The 14,720-nt window shown below is 33.9% G+C and carries 14 protein-coding genes; all 14 read left to right on the top strand.

What is annotated here, in order from left to right:
• Positions 1 to 13 precede the first annotated feature (13 nt).
• The 14 genes from rfbB (at position 14) to ABJH90_RS15025 (ending at position 14,701) form a co-directional block, all read left to right on the top strand.
• Positions 14 to 1,078 carry a dTDP-glucose 4,6-dehydratase gene (gene rfbB / locus ABJH90_RS15090; RefSeq protein ID WP_348141000.1) on the top strand — a complete coding sequence of 355 codons (1,065 nt, stop codon included), beginning with the start codon at positions 14 to 16 and terminating at the stop codon, positions 1,076 to 1,078.
• Between the two features lie 11 nt (positions 1,079 to 1,089).
• Complete coding sequence (gene rfbA, locus ABJH90_RS15085; RefSeq protein ID WP_348140798.1) at positions 1,090 to 1,944, top strand: glucose-1-phosphate thymidylyltransferase RfbA; 855 nt, start codon at positions 1,090 to 1,092, stop codon at positions 1,942 to 1,944.
• 27 nt (positions 1,945 to 1,971) lie between these two features.
• The gene (rfbC, locus tag ABJH90_RS15080; protein ID WP_348140796.1) at positions 1,972 to 2,517 is read left to right on the top strand and encodes a dTDP-4-dehydrorhamnose 3,5-epimerase; all 546 of its coding nucleotides are present in this window, start codon (positions 1,972 to 1,974) and stop codon (positions 2,515 to 2,517) included.
• Positions 2,514 to 3,293, top strand: a complete 780-nt coding sequence (gene rfbD, locus ABJH90_RS15075; protein WP_348140794.1) for a dTDP-4-dehydrorhamnose reductase — start codon at positions 2,514 to 2,516, stop codon at positions 3,291 to 3,293. The genes rfbC and rfbD overlap by 4 nt, the downstream gene beginning before the upstream one ends.
• Before the next feature lie 321 nt (positions 3,294 to 3,614).
• Positions 3,615 to 5,084: an MBOAT family O-acyltransferase gene (locus ABJH90_RS15070; protein ID WP_348140792.1), complete on the top strand. Its 1,470-nt coding sequence runs from the start codon at positions 3,615 to 3,617 to the stop codon at positions 5,082 to 5,084.
• 1 nt (position 5,085) lies between these two features.
• Positions 5,086 to 6,573 carry a hypothetical protein gene (locus ABJH90_RS15065; protein ID WP_348140790.1) on the top strand — a complete coding sequence of 496 codons (1,488 nt, stop codon included), beginning with the start codon at positions 5,086 to 5,088 and terminating at the stop codon, positions 6,571 to 6,573.
• Between the two features lie 33 nt (positions 6,574 to 6,606).
• The gene (locus ABJH90_RS15060) at positions 6,607 to 7,905 is read left to right on the top strand and encodes a flippase (protein WP_348140788.1); all 1,299 of its coding nucleotides are present in this window, start codon (positions 6,607 to 6,609) and stop codon (positions 7,903 to 7,905) included.
• A gap of 12 nt (positions 7,906 to 7,917) precedes the next feature.
• The gene (locus tag ABJH90_RS15055; RefSeq protein ID WP_348140786.1) at positions 7,918 to 8,856 is read left to right on the top strand and encodes a sulfotransferase domain-containing protein; all 939 of its coding nucleotides are present in this window, start codon (positions 7,918 to 7,920) and stop codon (positions 8,854 to 8,856) included.
• Positions 8,849 to 9,331, top strand: coding sequence for a hypothetical protein (locus ABJH90_RS15050; protein WP_348140784.1), 483 nt, complete (start codon positions 8,849 to 8,851; stop codon positions 9,329 to 9,331). Before ABJH90_RS15055 ends, ABJH90_RS15050 begins: the two co-directional genes overlap by 8 nt.
• A complete protein-coding gene (locus ABJH90_RS15045; protein WP_348140782.1) occupies positions 9,324 to 10,187 on the top strand; it encodes a glycosyltransferase family 2 protein in 864 nt (287 codons plus the stop codon). Before ABJH90_RS15050 ends, ABJH90_RS15045 begins: the two co-directional genes overlap by 8 nt.
• 494 nt (positions 10,188 to 10,681) lie before the next feature.
• Positions 10,682 to 11,293, top strand: coding sequence for an O-antigen ligase family protein (locus ABJH90_RS15040; RefSeq protein WP_348140780.1), 612 nt, complete (start codon positions 10,682 to 10,684; stop codon positions 11,291 to 11,293).
• Positions 11,271 to 12,467, top strand: coding sequence for an O-antigen ligase family protein (locus ABJH90_RS15035; protein WP_348140778.1), 1,197 nt, complete (start codon positions 11,271 to 11,273; stop codon positions 12,465 to 12,467). The genes ABJH90_RS15040 and ABJH90_RS15035 overlap by 23 nt, the downstream gene beginning before the upstream one ends.
• A 52-nt stretch (positions 12,468 to 12,519) precedes the next feature.
• Positions 12,520 to 13,215 carry a WecB/TagA/CpsF family glycosyltransferase gene (locus tag ABJH90_RS15030; protein ID WP_348319833.1) on the top strand — a complete coding sequence of 232 codons (696 nt, stop codon included), beginning with the start codon at positions 12,520 to 12,522 and terminating at the stop codon, positions 13,213 to 13,215.
• A 133-nt stretch (positions 13,216 to 13,348) separates the two neighbouring features.
• Positions 13,349 to 14,701 (top strand): exopolysaccharide biosynthesis polyprenyl glycosylphosphotransferase, encoded by a 1,353-nt coding sequence (locus ABJH90_RS15025; RefSeq protein WP_348140774.1) that lies wholly within the window; start codon positions 13,349 to 13,351, stop codon positions 14,699 to 14,701.
• Positions 14,702 to 14,720 lie beyond the last annotated feature (19 nt).

Here is a 14,720-nt window from a genome sequence, read left to right as displayed (position 1 = left end):
TTAAAAACTTAAAATTATGAATTTATTAATAACAGGCGGGGCTGGATTTATTGGCTCACATGTTGTTCGTAGATTTGTAAAAGGATATCCACACTACAATATTTATAATTTAGACGCATTAACATATGCCGGGAATTTGGAAAACCTCAAGGATGTGGAAGACTATCCCAATTACTCCTTTCTGAAAGGAGACATTCTGGATGAACAATTTATAAAAAAGATCTTTGACAAATACAAGTTTGACGGTGTGATACACCTGGCGGCGGAATCTCATGTAGATCGTTCCATAACGGATCCTTTGGCTTTTGTTCGCACTAATATTATAGGCACCGTAAATTTATTAAATGCCTCCAGGGATCTTTGGAAGGATAAGAAAAACAACAGACGTTTTTATCATATTAGCACAGATGAAGTATACGGGTCTTTAGGCTCGGAAGGCTTATTTACCGAAAACACACCATACGATCCTAATTCGCCTTATTCTGCGTCAAAGGCGAGTTCAGACCACTTTGTAAGGGCATATGGAGAAACCTATGGGCTGCATTATGTGATCACCAATTGCTCTAACAATTACGGCCCAAATCATTTTCCTGAAAAACTCATTCCTCTTTTCATCAATAACATCATTGAGAATAGGCCTTTGCCTGTTTATGGGGATGGAAAATACACCCGTGATTGGTTATTTGTAAAAGATCATGCTGCAGCAATCGACCTGGTTTTCCATAAAGGTAAAAACCGGGAGACGTACAACATTGGAGGTTTTAATGAATGGCAAAATATTGAGTTAGTTAAACTTCTTTGCAAGTTGATGGATCAAAAATTAAACAGGCCGGACGGAACTTCAGAAAAACTAATTACTTACGTAAAAGATAGGCCGGGACATGATTTAAGATATGCCATAGATGCCAGAAAAATAAACAATGAACTTGGATGGAAACCATCAGTAACTTTTGAGGAAGGCCTGGAATTAACTATTGATTGGTATCTGAAAAACCAGGAATGGCTGGATCATGTTACTTCCGGGGACTATATGGAGTATTATGAAAAAATGTATAAGCAAAGAAATGTCTCCCAATAACTTATAAGCAAATGAAAGGAATAACTTTAGCGGGAGGTTCTGGAACGCGATTACATCCATTGACTTTATCAGTTAGTAAGCAACTCATGCCTATTTACGATAAACCAATGATTTATTACCCCTTATCTACTCTTATGTATGCGGGAATTCAAGAAATTTTAATAATTTCTACCCCTAAAGATCTACCGCTTTTTAAGGAATTATTAGGGGACGGTAAGAAATATGGATGTTCTTTTTCCTATGCGGTACAAGAAATGCCTAACGGCCTTGCCGAAGCTTTTATTATAGGAGCAGATTTTATTGGGCAGGAAAAAGTGGCACTGATTCTAGGAGATAATATCTTTTATGGTTCTGGATTGGCAAAGTTGTTACAATCTAATAATGATCCGGATGGAGGAATCATATATGCGTATCGAGTACATGATCCGGAGCGTTATGGAGTAGTCGAATTTAATTCAGAAGGTAAGGCTATCAGTATCGAAGAAAAACCTTCGGAGCCTAAATCTAACCATGCTGTACCTGGCATATATTTTTATGACAACGACGTAGTGGATATTGCCAAGAGTATTCTTTTGAGCGCAAGAGGCGAATTGGAAATAACGGACGTCAATAAAGTGTATCTGAAAAGACGAAAATTACGTGTAAGTATTTTGGACAGAGGAACCGCTTGGCTAGATACCGGAACATTTCAATCTTTGATGCAGGCAGCACAGTTTGTTGAGGTAATAGAAGAACGAAAAGAGGTAAAAAGTGCTGCAGTTGAGGAAGTAGCTCATGAACAGGGGTATATTTCAAAGGAACAACTGCATAAATTAGCACAGCCTCTATTGAAAAGTGGATATGGGGAATATTTGATGCAGGTTTAATATTATAAGGCAAAAAAACCATCAAAATTGACAATTACAAATACTAATATTGAAGGCTGTATAGTTTTAGAACCAACTATTTTTAAAGATAATAGAGGGGCTTTTTTTGAATCTTATAATAAAAGGGCTTTGGAGGATTATCTAGGAATGTCTATAGATTTTGTTCAGGACAACCATTCTATTTCTTCTAAGGGCGTATTAAGGGGTTTGCATTTCCAAACGGGGCCTGCTGCACAAAGTAAACTAGTTCGTGTAACAAGAGGAGAAGTTATAGATGTAGTCGTTGATATTAGGAAAGAAAGTAGTTCTTTTGGTAAATACTTAAAAATTAGATTATCAGAATTGAATAAAAAAATGCTGTTTATTCCAAAAGGACTTGCACATGGTTTTTTGGCAGTTGATGATAATACGGTATTTGTTTATAAATGTGATCAGTATTATAATAAAGAATCAGAAGGGGGAATAATATATGATGACCCGGATCTTGGAATTGACTGGGAATTTCCAAAAGACCAATTAATTCTATCAGAAAAAGACAAAGTTCTGCCCCTATATCAAAATCTGCGATTATGATAAGTGTTTTGGTAACAGGTTCTGAAGGGCAATTGGGAAAATGTTTACAGAAAATCGCTAATAATTTTGATTTTTTGGAATTTAAATTCTTGGACTCCAAAGGATTGGATATTACCGACACCAAAAATATAAATAAAGTATTTCAATCTGAGAATTACAACTACTGCATTAATTGTGCAGCCTATACCAATGTAGAGCAGGCAGAAAAAACACCTGCACCAGCATTTGAACTTAATGCACTTGCGGTTAAAAATCTTTCGTTGGCCTGCAAAAAACACGATGTAGTTTTAATACATATATCTACAGATTATGTTTTTGATGGTGAAAAAGAGGAGGGCTATACAATTAAGGATACTCCTAACCCGATTAATCAATACGGAAAGTCAAAGTTAGCTGGGGAAAGTTCTATCCAAGAAATTTTAGATAAATATTACATTATCAGGACCTCGTGGCTTTATTCTGAGTATGGGAACAATTTTTATAAAACTATTTTAAATAAAGCCCAAACAGAGAAGGTCCTATATATTACAGATGAACAAACGGGATGTCCAACGAATGCAAATAATTTGGCAAAATATATTTTGAATTTGATTGCTTCTCAGAATACAGAATATGGCATTTATCATTTTACAGATGGGAAAGCTATGACGTGGTATGATTTCGCAAAAATGATATTAAAAGAAAACAATCTGGAGGCAACCAGCAAAATTGAAAAAGCTAAGAATTATCGTACTTTTGCGGCAAGGCCACGAAATAGTGTTCTAAAAACCAGTTAAATATCGAGATATAGACTAAATACATTTGGAACAGAGCCAGAAGCCACCATGCGAGCTGAGATTATTACTTAACTAATTGCTCATAAGGAGTTTAAAGAGTTAAAACCTGCCCTGGACAAGATTATTCTTGATTTTTGCGGAGTAATGAACTAATTAGTAATTATTGTTTTGACAAATAAAGAAAAAAACATTTTTAGCGATGTTGACAGTAATGAAAACTTTTTAAAAGGATTTTCGACCACGCAACCCTTTATGCTGAATTACCTCCGGAGAACCAAACAGGAATTCTATAAGGAATTTGGACCTGCTTAACAGTAACATATGCTATTTAACTCTCTGGATTTTGCCATATTTTTTCCACTGGTCTTTGCCTTTTATTGGATAGTCGCAAAAAATAAAACGGCTAGAAACATTTTCTTGCTAGCTGCAAGTTACTTTTTTTACGGTTGGTGGGATTGGCGTTTTTTGTTTTTGATTGTCATCAGCTCCTTGGTAGATTACGTGGTGGGCTATCAATTGCCTCAAACCAACAATTACAAACGCAGGAAATTATTGCTAGGGCTTAGCTTATTGGTGAACCTGGGCTTTTTATGCTACTTCAAATACACCAACTTTTTTATAGAAACCTTTGTAGATTCCTTCAGCTTGTTCGGCAAATCCATAGAAGTCAGCACCTTGAATATCGTATTGCCAGTAGGCATTAGCTTTTACACCTTTCAAACATTGAGCTATACCATAGACATATACAGGAATCAACTTAAACCAACCAAAGACATACTGTCTTTTTTTACATTTGTGGCCTTTTTCCCCCAATTGGTAGCCGGCCCCATTGAAAGGGCGTCGCATTTATTACCCCAGTTTTACAAAACCTACAGGTTTAACTATGAGTTGGTAAAAAGCGGCTTGCTGTTAATGGCTTTTGGGTTGTTCAAGAAAATGGTGATTGCAGACCGTGTCGCTATCCTGGTCAATCAGGTGTACAATAATCCTTCGGAGTACCACGGGTATGAAACCATAGTGGCGACTGTATTTTTCGCCTTTCAAATTTATTGTGATTTTTCTGGCTATTCGGACATTGCCATAGGGATTGGCCGCACCATGGGCTTTGATCTCATGAAGAATTTTGACAGCCCGTATTTCTCTAAATCCATCACGGAGTTTTGGCGCAGGTGGCATATTTCATTGTCCACCTGGTTCAGGGATTACGTGTATATCCCTTTAGGGGGCAACAGGAAAGGGGAAGTAAGGACATATTTTAACCTATTTGCCGTTTTCTTGATCAGTGGCCTCTGGCATGGGGCGGCCATGACCTTTATAATTTGGGGCGCCATCCATGGGTTGATCATTATGCTTGAAAAGGCATTAATTCCCCTTAGGACCTATACCTATAATACGCTTAGGGTAAAAAGGGATAGCTTTTCCAACAAACTGGTATTCGCAGGGATTACTTTTCTTATCGTGTGTATATCCTGGGTCTTTTTCAGGGCGAACAGCCTGAAAGATGCCTTTTCTATCATTTCAAATTCCCTTGTAGACAACTATGAAGGTCTTTACTATGGCGGTTTGTTTAAGCTAGGGTTGGATAAGGTAGAATTTTGGGTTGCCATTGTGGCTATTGCTGTATTATTGTTATTTGATATCTTTCATAAAAAGAAAGCGGCCTTGCAATGGTTGTCCTCTCAAAACATGGTTTTTAGATACTTTGTGTATGTTTGCATTGTGTTTGTTATTCTCGTATTTGGAGTCTACGGGGATATGGCTCCAACGGAATTCATTTATTTTCAATTTTAGGATGCTCAAGTTTTTTGTTAAGGCTATATTTTTTTCGGTTTTAGTCCTTGGACTTATTGCGTTTTCCAGTAGGTTTTTCCTGAACAAGGAAAATCTGCAATCGATAAAAAGTAAGGAACATCGGAGTGACCGGGAGGACATTGCCATTGCTTTTTTTGGGTCTTCACATGCATATACCGCGTTTGACCCGAGGGTATTTGAAAATGAAATCAAAGCGAAGTCCTTCAATTACGGGGCGCCTGTACAAAATTTAATGGTTACGCTTCCCGTCATTGAGGAGGCAATTACCAAGAGAAATATCAGGTTGGGTGTGGTTGATATTTTCCAATCCACCATTATGGAACCTCCATTTAATGAACGCGTGGCATCTTTTCAGTACAGTACGCTGGACTATATGGACATCTCTTTAGGCAAGATTGAAGTACATAATAGATTATACGGAAGACAAAACGTATTAAATGTGTTTCCTGCAATAAGGGAACACGCACTTTGGAAAGATCGGTTCTTTATGCCGGGGTTCTTTCTAAAAAGGAATGATGACTACTACCAGGGCTTTAAGACCCAAATGTACTTTGACAAGAAAAGTTGGGTAAAGAACACCAGTGGCAAGGAGACATTTGCTACCCCTCAAATCATTCAAAGTCAAAAACTGAGCGAAGGACAGAAGGAAGTAATCGATAATGTAATCGGGCTTTTTAAAGAAAAGAATGTTCCTTTGATTTTTGTGAGCGCTCCTATCCACAGGAGGTATATGAATAACAAATACTATACGTATCTGGAATTGATCAAAGCCCATTGTAAGGAAAAAGGGGTTGCTTATATAGATTACAATGACCTATGGGACGAATTAAATCTGCACCTCTATGATTTTGCCGATATTAGCCACCTGAATAGCAGTGGCGCCTTAAAGGTGTCAGAACATCTTGCTAACTATATAAAAGAGCATTATGAAGCCCTGGAGGACCCTCAAACCGTTAAGGATGAAAAGCTGATGGCGAACAGATATTACCATATCGACACTAGTTTTGAATATGCTCTTGGGCATAAAAGGATAGTGAATAATGGTATTAGGAAGAAAACAGGGATTCATGAAATTGCCGTCTTCAAGGATGCGTATGAAAGGTTAGAAATTGTATTGGCAGGGGATAGCCTAAAAGACATTCAGTTTAATCTTGTATATGAGATGCCTTTATATGAAACCCGAAATATCCCGCCATCTGTAAGCAACAGGATTATTGGAAATAAATATGCGCAGAGGGCATTCCTACCCGAGATGAAACAGAATAGCACTTACACAGGATTTAGGTATAAAGGAAAGGAATTTAAAGTTGTACTGGCAGATTGCCCATTTACGGAGATTAATGACCTGAAGATATTGGTTGGTGATACCATCCCGGCAACTCAGGTTCTGAAAATTGACCACCTGGAATTAAAGGAATCTCGACCAACAATTTTCCAAAAGACAGTGGGGGTTAAAATTTCAAATTAAGGACAATACAGAGGTGCCAAATAAGAATAGGGTATGAAAAAGAAAGTTCAGAACGCTCTTAATGATGTTGATAGTAAAGAAATCCTTTTAAAAGGATTTTCTTTTTTGTCCATAAGAACCATAGGCCTATTCATGGGGTACTTGTTTACTTTTTTAGTAGCTAAATATTACGGTGCTGCAACATTAGGTTTAATATCACTATGTTTTTCAATATTCTTGTTTGGAGGTATTATGGGAAGGTTTGGCCTCGATGTTAATTTAGTTAGATACTACTCTTCCGATGCGAATCTTAATGATACTGGGTTATTTTATAAGGTATTATTGAAATCTTTCTTAGGATCATCAATAATTGCCATTGTAGTATTTTTACTCAAGGATTATATCATTTATGATATATTTGGAAAACCTCAGTTAGAACCTTATTTTATTTGGACTGTACTAGCAATACCTGTATGGTCTGGCACACTGGTATGCGCAGGATTATTAAGGGCCAGAAAAAATAATAAATGGTTTGCTTTTCTTAACAATCCGGGCAGATTTTTTTTTACTGTTCTGTTTTTTTTGATCTTGTGGGCAATTACGGACTCTCCAATAAACGCCATTAAGGCTCATTTTTTTGGCATCAGCACTTTGTTTGTTCTGTCTTTATATCTTTCTGTACAGAGCTTTCAGAAAATTTCTTTTGATTCTGCTAAAAATTCGTGGGTGTTTCTCAGAGAAGCATTGCCAATGATGCTGTCCTCAACCATTTTAGTTCTGTTAGGTTGGTCAGATACTTTTGTGTTGGGAATCTATGAATCTGTAGACAAGATTGGAATCTATAATGTTGCACTTAAAGTAGCTACTTTAACCAGCTTTACTTTACAAGCAATTAATTCAATTTTAGCGCCCAAACTGGCAAGTAGTCATAATGATGGAAATCAAAAACAGTTTCATAAATTGATTCATTTTACAACACGATTGAACTTTTTTTCCACTCTGGCCATCGTATCGGCTATTCTTATATGTCGTGAATGGATTTTGGGCATTTTTGGTGCTGAATTCATCTCTGGGGCTGGTATTTTGATTATATTATGCGTAGGTCAATTGATTAATAGTATGTCAGGATCTGTTGGGGTCATTATGCAAATGACAGGACACCAAAAAGTTTATCAAAACATTGTTCTGATAGCCTTAATTTTAAACATCACGCTAAATTTCACTTTAGTGCCAATTTATGGTATCCTTGGGGCAGCAATTGCTACCGTTGTCAGCATCTCGAGTTGGAATATAATAGGTGCTGTTTATCTTAAACGTAAACTCAAAATTAAAAGTTACTATTCCCCATTTTAAAAAATTAAATAAATGAAATTAACATTTGAAAACAAGGAGGTTAATTTACCCGATTTTTTGATTGTAGGTGCTGCAAAAAGTGGAACAACATCTATGTATTACCATTTAGAAAGCAGTAGAAATGTTCTTTTTCCAAGAGAAAAAGAATCTCATTTTTTCACCTTCTATAATAACCCTCCTAATTTTCAAAGCCCTAGTTACTTGCCCACTATTGTCTCAAATTTAGAGGAGTATGCGGGAGATCTTAGCAAGGTTAAAAACAATCAAAAAATAGGTGACGCATCAACTTCCTATTTATATAAACATGAAATTGCAATAAAAAATATTAAGAAAATTTATGGTGAGAAAGCTAAGGACATTAAGATTGTTATTATCCTTAGAAACCCAGTAGAAAGGGCATGGTCTCAATATTGGCATAATCGGAAAAATTTCAATGAAGATTTAAAATTTTTAGAGGCTATTGACGAAGAAACTGTAAAAAGAAGATTGACAAATAACTGGAGTTTTTATTATAATTATCTAGATTTTGGATTTTACACAAAACAGATTGAAAGTTATCAGGAGTATTTTAATGATGTAAAAATATACTTACAGGAAGATTTAAAGAATTCTCCTCAGGAGTTAATTAACGACCTTAGTAGTTTTATAGGAATACCCAACTTCAAAATAGACACAAATCGAATTTATAATCCGTCTGGTGTTCCTAAGAATAATATATTTGGTAAACTTTGGGAAATTAATGTTAATGCGCAGTCTTTAAAGAAAGTAAAGAAAGTTTTACCTCAACGTATTCGAAAGTATTTCAGCAACAAAATCATGGAAAGAGCCCTGGTGAGACAAGAATTAGATTTAGATACTAAAAAGAAATTAATTGAATTCTATTCCAGTGAGATAGATAGCTTATATGATCTTCTTCAAAGGGATGAAATCAAAAATTGGAAAAATGCCTAAGTATAGTTTGCATGTGTTAGTTATTTTTTTAATTCTAAGCTCTTGTAAACTAAAAACAAAGACTGAGTTATACCTTGAACGTGGTTTGGACATACTTAGCAATAAAAAAGAAGTTAATTTTTCCTTTGGAGGGAATATTAAAGTAAAGGAAATAGGCATAATAAGAGATCAAAAGGAAAATAAGAAAACTTTAGTCCTAAAACTTGATGGACCTGTTAATCAGGATTTTCTAAATGATCATATACTGGGAGTCAAAATTCAAATTAAACAAGGCAAAAAGATATTAAAGAAAAATTTTGATTTTAAACCACAACTCATCACCGTAAATGAATATAATTATCTGGTTAGAGTAATAGACGTGCCTCAGGATAAGATAAAACAAATGGATCTATTTTTTTATCAAACCAACGATCCCGGGAAACAGATTGTTGGAGAACTTCTTAAAATAAATAACATAATTACATATAATGACTAAAAGTTCTAACGCTATAGCTTTAATAACTCCTCTGAAAGATGAAATGGGTAATATTGACAGATTCATAAGTCATATTGAAAGTCAAACAATACCTATCACATGTCTTATTATTGTCGAAAACGATAGTACTGACGGAAGCAAAGAATATCTTGAAAAAATAGAATCGGTTAAAAATGTTGAACTTTTCAAGGTGGTTAATTTAAACTTTGATGATACATCTTACAGGGTTGGAAAAAAGTATGCAACAATTATCAAAACCGGGATGAATTATTTAGAGGAACTAGATTTGTATAACTCTCTTGATTTTATAGGTATATTAGATAGTGATATTTTTCCGGAAAAAGAATACTATGAAAAGCTCACAAAGTTTTTAAATGATCATACCGAGATTGGTATCACCAGTGGTTTAATTTATACCCAGGAAGGAAAATTGCATATTGCCAATAAAAATTTTGTACGCGGAGGATGCAGAGTTTGGAAAAAAAAATGTCTGGAGGAATCTGGCTATCAAATTGCACACACCGCTGATACAGTTTCCTTAGCCCGGGCTCATTTGAAAGGGTGGAAGACAGAAACTATCAAGAGTGCCAGAGTAACCTCAAGAGAAGTGAATGTAAGGATTGCGAATTCTTATAACAAGGGATATCATGCTTATTATAGGGGACACACGTTAATTTACGTAATCTTAAAGGCTTTTTATTTTGCAGCGATGAAAGGAGAATTTAAGATGGGATTTGAATATTTTGCCGGCTATTTTAAAAGTATGCTTCATCAAAAACCCCAAATTGAAGATGAGAAACTTAAGAAGTACTTTAAATTTTATTTATATAATAAGATAATTAGGAAATTTGAATAGTGAAAGTAATTTATATAATTATATGTTTTCTTTTTGCGGCAGTATTTCATCAGGCACTCTATGTTTTAATACCCATAACCACACTTTTTTATTTATCATATTTTAGAAATTCCAAAATGGAATTAAATGGTGTAATCAAACTATATTTTGGTTTGGTCGCAACGGTAATCGCTTTTTTTCTTTTGCACTCTGTATTATACCTTTCTTTTGAAGTCTATTCAATTAAGGGAATTGCCCGCTATGTAAGTTACTTAATGTTTGCAATTATGATATCCCATTTTGGCAAGGGTGATATTGCCAAAAGTTTTAAGGTGTTAATAGTATATTTCGCTTTGTGTATTCCCATAGGGATTTACCAATTTTTAGAATTGGGTAGATATCAAAACATATTCAGTCACGCGAATCATTTGGCTTATATCCTGGTCATGTGTATTTATTTTTTGTTGTTCTATAAGCCTTTTACTTCTAGGTGGAGGTATTTATTTCTTGCCCTATTGTTTGTTTCCCTGATTCTCACAAAATCTTCAGGTGCTATGCTGGTGCTGCTCAGCTTATGGGCATATAGTTTGATCCAATCAAAAAAGATTTCTTCTGTAAAAAAGCTTATACTATTATTTGTTTTCATTGGTTTGACTATTCTGGTTTTAAATTTTTCCGAAAAAATCTCAAGTCAAATAGACACAATTAATTATTTGAATTGGGACTTTTTAAAAGAACGTGCAGAATCTTTTAAAGCTGGTGGTTACGGGTCATTTATTTGGAGAATTGTATACTGGTTAGAAATTATGATCTCATTTTTAGCAGAACCTCTGTATAAAATTTTCTTTGGTTTAGGTGTTGATTCATTAACAAAAGGCAATATGCCTTACGAATTTATGTATAAAGATCCCCATAATGATTTTCTAAAAATATTTGTCGAATATGGGATTTTAGGACTGATTTTATTTATGGGATTAATTATGCGAGTTTATTACTTAACTAACAAAAACTTTAATTTAATTATTCTAATAATTATCCCACTATTCTTTGGCAATGCCATTGTAAATTTTCCTTTTAATCTGGCGTTTTTAATGATTTGGATTTATGAGTATAAGAGAAATACTTAAGATATCAACTAATATTTTAGTAATCCTTTTTTTGGGATTTACCATTCTACCTGTAAAGTTAAATTACAGCAGTATGGTCATTATAGGCCTATTGGTAATAGCCTTGTGTCATTTGTTTTATAATGGCCTGAGAACTATTCCAAACAAGTATTTTGTTTTAGTCTTAACGGTTCCTTTACTGATATATTCGTTAGGATTATTTAACACCCAAAATTTAAGTTCAGGTCTAAGCTTTATTACAAGAAACTTAAGCTTCATTGCATTTCCTGTTATATTTTTAAGCTTGGGAAAATTTGTGAAAAAGTCGCTTGTATTTAATTCTTTTTTGATTTTTGTAGTAATTATTGATCTATACCTAACCTATTTATTTATTTACTATTTTAATTTTGGAGAGAGGTTTTATATGATAGTACAAAATGAAATCTATCATTCGACTTACCTTGGAATGTTTAATTTGCTTGCCTTTTGGATTAGTATTTTGACATATAAAAAAAACAAATCGAAACTTTTAGCGGTTTTTGCAATTTTCTTTATTATATCATCTATTTTAACAGCCTCTAGAATTGTGTTTTTATTGTCATTTGTTTCCTTAGTAATTTCAATATTATTATTAGTGGAATCAAGAACGAAGAGAATATTTTTGGTGTTCGCAACTGTCATTATAACTTTGACAGCATTATTTTCTTCACCGGGCTTGAAACAGAAATTTAAACAGATTGAAGAAATCAATAAAATTGGCTTTGACAAGGATAATTACGAAAGCATTTCATCTCGCTTTGGAATGTTAGAGGCTTCTACTAAAATAATAAAAAGAAGCCCATTATTTGGAACTGGCACTGGGGATTTGACCGATGAGTTGGTCCTGGAATACAAAAGGATGAACTTCACAATGGGATATAAATATAGATATAACCCTCATAATCAAATATTAAGCAATTTGGCAAGAAATGGATTTTTAGGTGGTAGTATTTGTATTATTTCAATTTTTATCTTTCCTGCCTACATTTCAATTATGAAAAGAGATGTTTTGTTGTTTGCTTTTATAGGCGTCATTTTTGGGGTGGGGTTAACTGAATCTATTTTGGATGTTCATAAGGGGATTACTTTCTACACTTTTTTCAGCAACTTACTTATTTATAGCCTCATTAGTGAGAGTAAAACGGAGAAAAGATAGTTTCTAAATGCAGAGGATAAAGATACTTAATACCAATATTGATAATTTAAGCATGAAAGAATCGCTTGAGAAAATTGAGGAATCAATTGAATCAGCTAAACAAATTCATCATGTGGTAGTAAATGCAGGTAAAATTGTGATGATGCAAAAGGATTTGCAATTACGCCAAAGTGTTAATGAGAGCGATTTGATAAATGCAGATGGGCAGTCAGTAGTTTGGGCTTCAAGGTTGTTAGGAAAACCATTAAAAGAGAGGGTTGCAGGGATAGACTTGATGGACAATTTAGTAAGTTTAGCTTTTAGAAAGAATTACAAGATATTCTTTTTTGGAGCTAAAGAAGAAACAGTAAAAAAAATAGTGGAAATCTATTCCAAAAAATATTCATCAAGTATTATAGCTGGATATAGAAATGGCTATTTTGAGAAAGAAGAGGAGCAAACTATAGCCAAAGAGATAGCCGAGAGCAAGGCCAATATTCTATTTGTAGCCATAAGTTCTCCTACTAAGGAAAATTTTCTATACGAGAACAAAACCTTATTAGCAAAAGTAAATTTTGTTATGGGGGTTGGCGGTAGTTTTGATGTGGTTTCGGGGAAGGTAAAACGAGCACCCTCATGGATGCAAAAGTTAGGACTGGAATGGTTTTATCGCTTTACCCAAGAACCTAAGCGTATGTGGAAACGTTATTTGGTAGGGAACAGTAAGTTTATAGTAATGGTATTTAAAGAAGTCTTTTCAAAAAATTAACTCAAAAAATATTCCAATTCAATTTTATATTTAACTAGCTGAATTTTAATCATTAATTCGGTTTTATCTGTTTTTTAATTTTTAAAATTATCTTTATACTTAGATTATATCACAATTGTACAGCTTATAATTAATGTTTGGTAACCAACACCGATATTCAGGTTTAATTTCTCCCATTTCATATGGAATAGATTTATTGATAATAAATATTTTTGCATATTTATTGCCGATTAATTTACAAAGCCCAATACGTTTTCATGCCTATATTTCATTGGCTTGGATTATTATAGCACTTATCACGAAATTTTATGTCATATACAGATATACTAAGGTAACTCAAATTTTAATTTTACTTTTCAGACAGTTTTTCTTCTTCTTTTTAATATTATATGCATTTATTGGGTTTTTTAAACAACCCAATATGAGTAGGTTAGCCTTGGCCAAATATGCGGTTTTTGTATTCCTTACAATATCTACCATTAAGTTTATTGGATATTTCCTTTTGTTGAAATATCGCCAAAAAATCAAAGGAAATACAAGAAATGTTGTAGTTATTGGGAAGAACAAAAAAACAGAACAGCTTATAAATGTTTTTAACGAAAGAACTGAATATGGCTATGAATTTAAGAAGCAATTTTGCCCCAGAGAAACCAACTTTGATATACACGCTTGTTTCCTTTATATTGTAGAGCAAAATATAGATGAAATATACTGCTCGGTTTCAGAATTAAAAAACGAGGAGCTTTCAGATTTTATTGACTTTGCGGACAATAATCTAAAAACACTTAAATTTTTACCTGACAATAAAAATATCTTTTCGAAAAAACTGAAGTTTGAATATTACGATTACCTCCCCATACTTTCTTTACGTGATATTCCCTTACACAATCCTATCAACGCCTTAATAAAAAGAATTTTTGATATCGTATTTTCCTTAATAGTAATTTTTGGAATCTTAATTTGGATTGCACCTATTTTAGCGTTAATAATTACTCTGGAATCAAGAGGGCCGGTCTTTTTTGTGCAAAAAAGAACTGGTTATGACAATAAGGAATTTACCTGTTTCAAATTCAGATCAATGGCACTGAACACATCGGCTGATATGAAACAAGCGGGGAAGAATGATATGCGGGTGACTAAGATTGGAAAGTTTCTGAGGAAGACCAGTATTGATGAATTACCCCAATTTTATAATGTGCTTTTTGGAAATATGTCTGTGGTAGGACCTCGCCCGCATATGATAAAACATACAGATGAATATGCTAACAGAGTGAATAAATACATGTTGCGTCATTTCGTTAAGCCCGGTATTACGGGATTAGCACAAGTTCGCGGCTATAGGGGAGAAATAGAAAAAGATAGTGACATCCTGAACAGAATAAAATTTGATATTTTTTACATTGAGAACTGGTCTTTTTTTCTGGATATTAAAATTATCATTCAAACTGTATTAAATGGAATTTCAGGAGAAGAGAAGGCGTATTAATATGGAAAATAGTAATTAA

This window comes from Eudoraea sp., from assembly GCF_039969275.1.
Lineage (GTDB): Bacteria > Bacteroidota > Bacteroidia > Flavobacteriales > Flavobacteriaceae > Eudoraea.
The sequence above is the reverse complement of the archived record's forward strand: the minus strand, read 5'-3'. Positions and strand labels throughout refer to the sequence as shown.

What these genes read in the sequence shown, in the direction of transcription:
- ABJH90_RS15065 (WP_348140790.1), top strand. Translation starts at nt 5,086, where the DNA reads ATGCTCAAGTTTTTTGTTAAGGCTATATTTTTTTCGGTTTTAGTCCTT.
- ABJH90_RS15025 (WP_348140774.1), top strand. Translation starts at nt 13,349, where the DNA reads ATGTTTGGTAACCAACACCGATATTCAGGTTTAATTTCTCCCATTTCA.
- ABJH90_RS15030 (WP_348319833.1), top strand. Translation starts at nt 12,520, where the DNA reads ATGAAAGAATCGCTTGAGAAAATTGAGGAATCAATTGAATCAGCTAAA.
- rfbD (WP_348140794.1), top strand. Translation starts at nt 2,514, where the DNA reads ATGATAAGTGTTTTGGTAACAGGTTCTGAAGGGCAATTGGGAAAATGT.
- ABJH90_RS15035 (WP_348140778.1), top strand. Translation starts at nt 11,271, where the DNA reads ATGAGTATAAGAGAAATACTTAAGATATCAACTAATATTTTAGTAATC.
- ABJH90_RS15060 (WP_348140788.1), top strand. Translation starts at nt 6,607, where the DNA reads ATGAAAAAGAAAGTTCAGAACGCTCTTAATGATGTTGATAGTAAAGAA.
- ABJH90_RS15055 (WP_348140786.1), top strand. Translation starts at nt 7,918, where the DNA reads ATGAAATTAACATTTGAAAACAAGGAGGTTAATTTACCCGATTTTTTG.
- ABJH90_RS15045 (WP_348140782.1), top strand. Translation starts at nt 9,324, where the DNA reads ATGACTAAAAGTTCTAACGCTATAGCTTTAATAACTCCTCTGAAAGAT.
- ABJH90_RS15070 (WP_348140792.1), top strand. Translation starts at nt 3,615, where the DNA reads ATGCTATTTAACTCTCTGGATTTTGCCATATTTTTTCCACTGGTCTTT.
- ABJH90_RS15050 (WP_348140784.1), top strand. Translation starts at nt 8,849, where the DNA reads ATGCCTAAGTATAGTTTGCATGTGTTAGTTATTTTTTTAATTCTAAGC.
- rfbA (WP_348140798.1), top strand. Translation starts at nt 1,090, where the DNA reads ATGAAAGGAATAACTTTAGCGGGAGGTTCTGGAACGCGATTACATCCA.